Source organism: Flavobacterium polysaccharolyticum (assembly GCF_038739875.1).
Taxonomy (GTDB): Bacteria; Bacteroidota; Bacteroidia; order Flavobacteriales; family Flavobacteriaceae; genus Flavobacterium; species Flavobacterium polysaccharolyticum.
Window position 1 is genome coordinate 231,502 of sequence record NZ_JBCGDP010000005.1, and the last position, 7,793, is coordinate 239,294.

General features: G+C 39.0%; 2 protein-coding genes. Both read right to left on the reverse strand.

Features of this window, described 5'->3' with window-relative positions:
- Nucleotides 1–144: 144 nt before the first annotated feature.
- The gene (locus WFZ86_RS07485; protein ID WP_342691363.1) at nucleotides 145–1,107 is read right to left on the reverse strand and encodes a PorP/SprF family type IX secretion system membrane protein; all 963 of its coding nucleotides are present in this window, start codon (nucleotides 1,105–1,107) and stop codon (nucleotides 145–147) included.
- A 96-nt stretch (nucleotides 1,108–1,203) separates the two neighbouring features.
- Nucleotides 1,204–7,782 carry a T9SS type B sorting domain-containing protein gene (locus tag WFZ86_RS07490; protein WP_342691364.1) on the reverse strand — a complete coding sequence of 2,193 codons (6,579 nt, stop codon included), beginning with the start codon at nucleotides 7,780–7,782 and terminating at the stop codon, nucleotides 1,204–1,206.
- Nucleotides 7,783–7,793 lie beyond the last annotated feature (11 nt).

A 7,793-nucleotide genomic window follows, 5' to 3' on the forward strand; every position in this document is an offset into this window, starting at 1 on the left:
AAAAAAATTAAGGAATAATGGTTTGATAGATATCAGTTCTCAGTTGTACGTTGTCAGTTTTGTGTTGTGGGTTATTCAATTAACCAACAAAAAAAAGCCCTCTCCAAAAACGAAAAGGGCTCTAGTAGCATCTTAGTTATAAAATTATTCGTGTACTGGATTTTGAGTACAAGGACAGTTACTTAATCCTTGGAAGAAATCAAATCCTAAAGTAAGCATATGAGTTCCTGAATTGTAGGCCGCTAACTCATTCATAGTAATTTGATAGGCATAGCCGAAATAAAACCCTGATTTTTTAAAGCCTACCATTGGTCCAACATTTAGGGGTTTACCAATTTGATCATTCAAAAAACGATAAGAAGCTCCAACCCAATAGTAGTCATCATAGTTATTATATTTTCTATATTTAATATTGACGTCGGTACTAGATCTTCTATCAGATTCAAAATATTGAAAATACATAGAAGGCTCAATCTCAGCTCGATTATATCCTCCATCACTAAAAACATACCCAGAATACACTTGATAATTACGCAACAAATCTGGTTCTAGTGCAATAAATTTATCCAAATCTTTTGGTAAAATATTACTTGCATTAAAACTCAAATAAAATTTATTCAAGCGATACAACAAACTGACATCAAAGTTATTGTTTGAGGTGAAACGATTATTATTAATAGAAGGATCCGGATTAGTTGGCGACAAATCATTAATGTCAATTTTAAAATTATTAATGTTAAATGACAAACCAAAAGACAAATATTGATTGGAATAATAATCTAAAATGATATGATGAGCAAAAGAGGCTTTTGCTCCTGTTTGACGGGTATTCCCGTTTTTATCATTATACATTGATATTCCAACTCCTGATTGATCAGCAATTCTAAAATCAGCATAAACAGATTGATTGTTTGGTGCATCTTTAATTCCAACCCATTGCGTCAATCCGTTCAATCGGATTCTAAAATTATCACCAATACCTGCATAGGTTGGCGAAATCACAAAAGGGTTATCAGCCAAATATTGCGTCCAAACTGGCAAATTCAACTCTTGAGTGTGACCTGCCACACCCACTAAAAGCAACAATGCAATTATAATTTTTTTCATAATACAGTAGATTCTTTGTAGGTATTTCAACGACGCTATTGGGGCATAGCGTCGTTGCTACCTGTTATTTTGGACCTTCGTTCTATCGTTATTCCGTTATCTCATTAAAGTGAAATGACCTACAAACTCACGATCATCTTGAACGTTTTTCAATTTCAATACATACCAATAATCACCGGTTGGTAATTCGAGGCTGTTGTATTTACCGTCCCAACCTTGACCTTCTCTTAACGTGGCAACTTTTCTACCGTAACGGTCAAAGATGCTAATCGTTAAGTCTTTGTAATTAATGGTATTGGTTGGTGTCCAAGAATCATTGTTACCATCTCCATTTGGTGTAAACACATTAGGAATTTCGACATCAATAAATTCAAAGTAACGAGTCGCTGTAGCTTCACAACCATTGGCATCTCTTACAATCACGGTATAGTCACCAGATTTATAGTAAATCAATTTATTATTTGAGCTAAAGGTATTTCCACCGTCAAATGAGTATTGGTAATTACCAGCACCACCAGTGGCTGTTGCTACTATCTCGTTCAATCCACCATCTGACAATGTCAAGGCTAATGGTGTAAATCCAAGTACTTCAAACTGGATGGTGGTTTTCTCACAACCATTAGTATGTCTAGCCGTAATGGTATGCAAGCCAGGCGCCACATTATTGAAGATGTTGCTAGCTTGGAATACTGTTGAACCGTCTAAGGCATAATCAACATCCGCTGGATTAGTGATACTAGCATCCACAGTCACTGTCACCGTATTACTTGGCGAATTATTATCACAACCGTAAGCTACAGTAGCTTTTGGATCCAAGTTCACCGATTCGTCTAGCGTTACTATCCATTCTGCGGTACAACCATTAGCATCTCTAATATATACTGTATGTTCACCTCCTGATAAACCAGAGAAGTTAAATACTGTTTGCGTCAATGCTCCAGTTATATAAGTACCATTGATATCGTCAAGGGTTACACTGTAAGGTGCCACACCTCCAGTGATGTTAACATCAAAAGCTGCGTTATTATCTCCAGCACATAGTTCTTGTACCTCTGAACCCGCTACAGTGTTCACAAAAATTGGTTGTGGCTCTGTAATAGTTTCAGATAAAATAACGTAACAACCGTTTTCATCTTGTACGATAATTTGGTAGGTTCCTGGTGCTAGTTTATCAAACACTCCTGTATCAAAGAACTGATCCGATCTAGGAGAAATAGCATACTTAATCATACCTGTTCCTCCAGATGCCGTTACAGTAATGATACCATTGGCAGAACCGTTACAAGTTACTGGCGTTGCTACTGAAGTTGCAGTAACCGGCAATAAAGGTTCTCTGATAGTAACCGTACCAGTAGAAGTCACATTACAATCTTGACTATCAACTCTTACTTGATATATACCGGCTGGTAACTGAGTAAAATTACCAGGTGTTAACTGTGTTGGAGCTGGAACAATTGGAGTACCAGAACCATTTAACAAAGTATACACATAATTACCTAAACCACCTGTAGCAGTTGCTACAATTACTCCATTGGAATCACCATTACAATTGATTTTAGCATTTTGAATATCTAAATCTACTCGTAAAGCTGGTAGCGGATCAATAGTAATATCATTCGAAACTACACTAATACAACCATTCGCATCACGTACATAGTAACGGTAGGTTCCTACAGGCACAGGGAAAGTAATCGCGGTAGCAAAATTACCTTCAATCGCAGCAAAATTTGGAGTCGTACTGTATTCATACGCCCCTGTACCACCGATTGCACTCAAAGTAATTGTTGATTGCGTGAAGCATGTTTGTGTAGTAGCCAATACCAAACTCGCCACAACCTTCGTGGGTTCTGTAATTACAATCGGTGCTGATGTAGTTCCACAACCCCAACCATCGGTTACGGTTATAGTGTACGTTCCTGCGCCTAAATTGTCAAATACATTTCCACTTTGTGGTCCTGAACTAATCATTGGAGTAACCGAAGTGGTATTCAAGGTGTACAAGTAATTAGATCCTTGTCCTCCTGTTGGAGCACTAACAGTAATGGTCGCATTCGTATCACCATTACAAGTCAACAAAGTAGTACTTGGCGTAGCAATAAAGGCTATTGGAGTTGGAATAACCAATGGCACAGTAGTAGATACTTCACATCCTTTTGGATCTCTAACTTTCACGGTATAGTTTCCAGCAGTTAAACCATTGAAGTTACTTACCGTTGACCATGGAGTAACCACAGTAGCTCCTCTTTCCAATTGGAATTCATACCCACCAGGCCATCCACCAGTAGCGGTAGCCGAAATAGAACCATCATTATTACCAGCTACACAGGTAATGTCTGTATGCGTTTCACTAATCACTAAAGTTTCACTAGGACCTGTAATGGTAAAGTTTTTACTTACGGTACAGAATGGTGTTTGGGTCAAATTAGCAGTAATCATATACGTACCTGCTCGTAAACCAGTAAGAGTAATAGGTCCAAACGTTGGACTATTAGTCGTTGGCACCACCACTACTGGAGCTAATGGATTCGCAATATCATAAACCGTATAATCAAACGGTCCAGCATTATCAACTGGTGACAGCACTCTATCAATTAAAGTCACTCTAGCACTTCCGCTGGCATCTCCGAAACAAGTTATATCCACTACGTTATCGATAGTCAAATCAAATGTATTCGGTTGGTTTACGTAGTGTACAGCAATTATTTCACAATTTGTATCTAAATTCCTAACGGCAATTTCGTAGTTACCTACTGGTAAATTAGTAAATGTAGCCACACCACCAACTATTGAAACTGGAGGTAAATTATATACACTTCCTTTAATTGCTGTTGGAGGAGTAACACTATTATCATAGGTTACATCTTGAACTGTAAACTGCAAGTTAGCAGGTGTCCCGCCAATAGCACTAACCGAAACATCAATATCCTCTAAATTGTTACAAGTAATGGCTTGGTTTACCACCACATTCACTTTATCCAATTGAATATAAGGAGCAATGCTGATGGCAGCTGTTGATGTCCCGATACATCCTTTATCGTCATAAACATTTACGATATAAGAACCTCCTAAAACATTCGCTTCAGTATACACATTGCTGTTACTCAATTGAACCACCGTATTTGGTGAGCCTACTTTAATGAATTCATAATTCAAGTAGGTATTTGAACCACCTGTAACTCCAGTAACCGTAATAGTAGCTAAGTTACCCGCATTTCCTGATGCACAACCAAATTGAACAACTGTTGGAGCAGGAACCGTAATTAGCCCTGGTTCAAATATAGTTATGGTCTCTGTATCTGTACATCCTCTTTCTGAAGTTATTACAACAGTATAACTACCTGCCGCTAAACCACTAAATAATGGAGAAGTTTGTACTGGTCTCGTTACTGGTAAATTACCTACAGTCGTAGTTCCAGTCAATGTATACGTATAAACAGGATTATCATTTACGCCTGGTGCTGGAGTATCCATCGTTGCTGTGATTGATCCATCGGTTCCTCCATTACAAGTCACCTCAGTTTTGGCTAAGGCAAAACCTGTAACTTGTGTAGCGACTTGTAGATTCACAGTGGCAAATACTTCACATAATGTTGTCGTATCACGAACACCAATAGTATGATTTCCTGAAGCAACATTTGAGAACGAAGTTACCGAAGCAAATGTACCTCCATCAATATTATATTCATAATTACCAGAACCACCAGTTGTACTCACCGTTATTACACCATCACCATCAGTACAAGTAACTGGTGTGCTTACGGTTGGTGTTAAAATAAGCGGATCAACAATCGTTACTGAGGATCCAACAGAAATACAACCGTTAGCATCTTTTACTGTAATAGTATAGTTACCTGGTGCATTCACAGTGATAACATTGCCAGTTTGATAATTAGTACCATCAGCGCTGTATTGTAAAGCTGGGCTGAATCCAGAAGCCGTCACCGTAATGTCATACGTACCAGTAGCACTTGGACATTGAGCGGCTACTGCCGAAGTAATAATAGGATTAGCATCGGTTTGTAGAGTTACTTGTTTGAAAGTAAAACAACCTTTCGCATCCATTACATAAACATCCCAAATCATACTGGCGCCAGTGTTCGTATCTACTGTAAGTTGGTCACTTAATCCATAAGCTGTTGGCGCTGGCGCTGAAGCACCTGCAATAACCACAGCATATTTATAATCTAATGTACCTCCTGTTGCCGTAACTGTAATTGTAGACTCATCATTATCACAATTTATATTTGTAGCTGTAGCATTAAAATCTAAAGCTGCTGCGGGTTGCGTAATAATTACATTAGCTGTTGCTGTACAACCAGTAATGTCATCCGTTACTGTAATTGTGTAAGTATTAGGTAGTAAATTAGATAACGTAACTTGGTTTGCTGTCTGTGTGAACAGAACAGTTGGACTAATTGACGTTGAGAAAGTACTTCCAAAATTAGCCACATTAAAAGTAGCCGAGCCATTACCTGCACTAAAACAAGTCACATCCGTAGTAGCCGAAACCGCCACCGTAATATTGGTCACTGGAGCTACAGTATAAGACTCTTGGTACTTACAACCATTAGCATCAGTCACTTCAAATACATAAGTATCAGGGGCTAATAAAGTGAAAATTCCACTTGCTGCTCCTGAAGTATTTCCAGTAGCTGTTACTGGAGAAAGTATAGCATAAGTCAATGTTCCTACTCCATTAGTGGTAGTAATAGTTACCGTACTTGTTTGACTAGAAACTGGTAAACAATATACTGGGGTACCACTAATATTCATATCCGTTGGTGGATTTAATGGAACCACTGGTACACTAACCGCAGCTGAAATTGGACATCCATTCGCATCTATTACTAAAGCTGTTACCGTACCAGACACATTGGTGGTAAAAGTATTAGTTGGCGTGAATCCTAATCCGTTAAAGTTATATTGGTAAGGAGCTGTTCCTCCGCTAGCAATAACTTCTACAGTAGCTGCTTGTGTCGCATTGCCTGCTCCACAAGTTAATCCTGTAGTAACTGAAATCGTAGCCGATACTACTGCTGGTGCAGTAATTGGAATAGCTGGTGCTGCCACAGAAGTACATCCTTTAGCATCTGTTACTACAACAGTATAAGATCCAGCTGGTAATCCAGTATAGATACCCGTTGCATCACCTGTTGTATTGGCTCCTGTACCTGAAAGTACAAAAGTGTATGGTGCTACGCCGTTGGCAGGAGTAACTGTTATGGTTCCATCTGAACCTGCATAGCAAGTTACATTAGTATGAACTTCTGTAAACGTTGGTGTAGCTGGAGTAGTTACCTCCACTACATTCGATGTTACTGTACAAGTTGCTGCATTACTATCGGTAATTACAAAACTGTACATTCCAGAAGCTGCAACAGAAGCTGTAAATGTTGAACCAACTACTGGAGTTGCAACTCCTGATGGCGCTCCATTTAATAACATTTGGTAGCTGTATGGGGCCACTCCACCAGTAATAGTTACGTCGATAGTAGCATTTACTGGAGCAGCACAATACAAGTCTTTGGTCAATACCGCATTGGCTAACAATTGCGATTGAATAGTATAATTTACAAAAGCCTCACAGCCATTGTCATCTTTGATACCCAATACATAAGTTCCTGGTGCAGTGAAGGTAGCTATTGAAGTAGCAATGGCTGTACCATCTAATGTATATGATTTAGTACCATTATAAGTAGTGGTTATTGTATTTGGACTTAAATCTACTGTCAATGGTGCACCTACGTAACATTGCGCTGCTGGAGCTACAATCGTTGGTGCTGCATCGCTTACAACGCTTACGTTTTGCATTGCAATACAACCATTGGCATCTTTAACATATACATCCCAAGACAATGCCGTCAAGTTCGTGTCTACAGTTAAGATTGCACTAGTGCTGTATGATCCAACTGCTGGTGCTGGTGCACCACCCGCTACCACTGCATAAGTATACGTTCCTGTTCCACCTGTTACTCCACCTACTGTGATAGTAGAAACATCTTGTGAACAGAATACTTTACTTGCTGTAGCTGTAAACACAATTGGAGCTGGTAAAGCAATAGTAACAGCATCATTGGCTGTACAACCAGTTGTAGTATCCGTTACAGTTACGGTATACGTTCCTGCTGAAAGACCTGTTAAAGTAATTACATCTGCAGCAACAGTTTGTGTAAATGGTAATGCAGCTGGTACACTTGTTACCCCAATTGAATAATTACCACTTGCACTAAATCCTGTTACTGTAAAACTAGCAGAACCGTTATTTGTCGTTCCGTTTGAAGCATCACATGAAATATCATTTACCAATGCTCCTACTATAGCAATAGGAGTAACTGGAGCTACAGTATACGACTCTTGGTAAGTACAACCATTGGCATCGGTTACTTGGAATACATAAGTATCTGGAGCTAATAAAGTGAATATTCCACTAGTTGCTCCTGAAGTATTTCCAGTAGCTGTAGCTGGAGAAAGTATAGCATAAGTCAATGCGCCTACCCCATTGGTAGTAGTAATAGTTACTGTACTTGTAGTACTAGCAACTGGCGCACAATATACTGGAGTACCACTAATATTCATATCCGTTGGTGGATTTAATGGAACCACTGGTACACTAACCGCAGCTGAAATTGGACATCCATTCGCATCTATTACTAAAGCTGTTACCGTACCAGACACATTGGTGGTAA

Bases quoted from the DNA above. Each gene is read 5' to 3' on its own strand.
- WFZ86_RS07485 (WP_342691363.1), bottom strand. From the start codon at position 1,107: ATGAAAAAAATTATAATTGCATTGTTGCTTTTAGTGGGTGTGGCAGGT.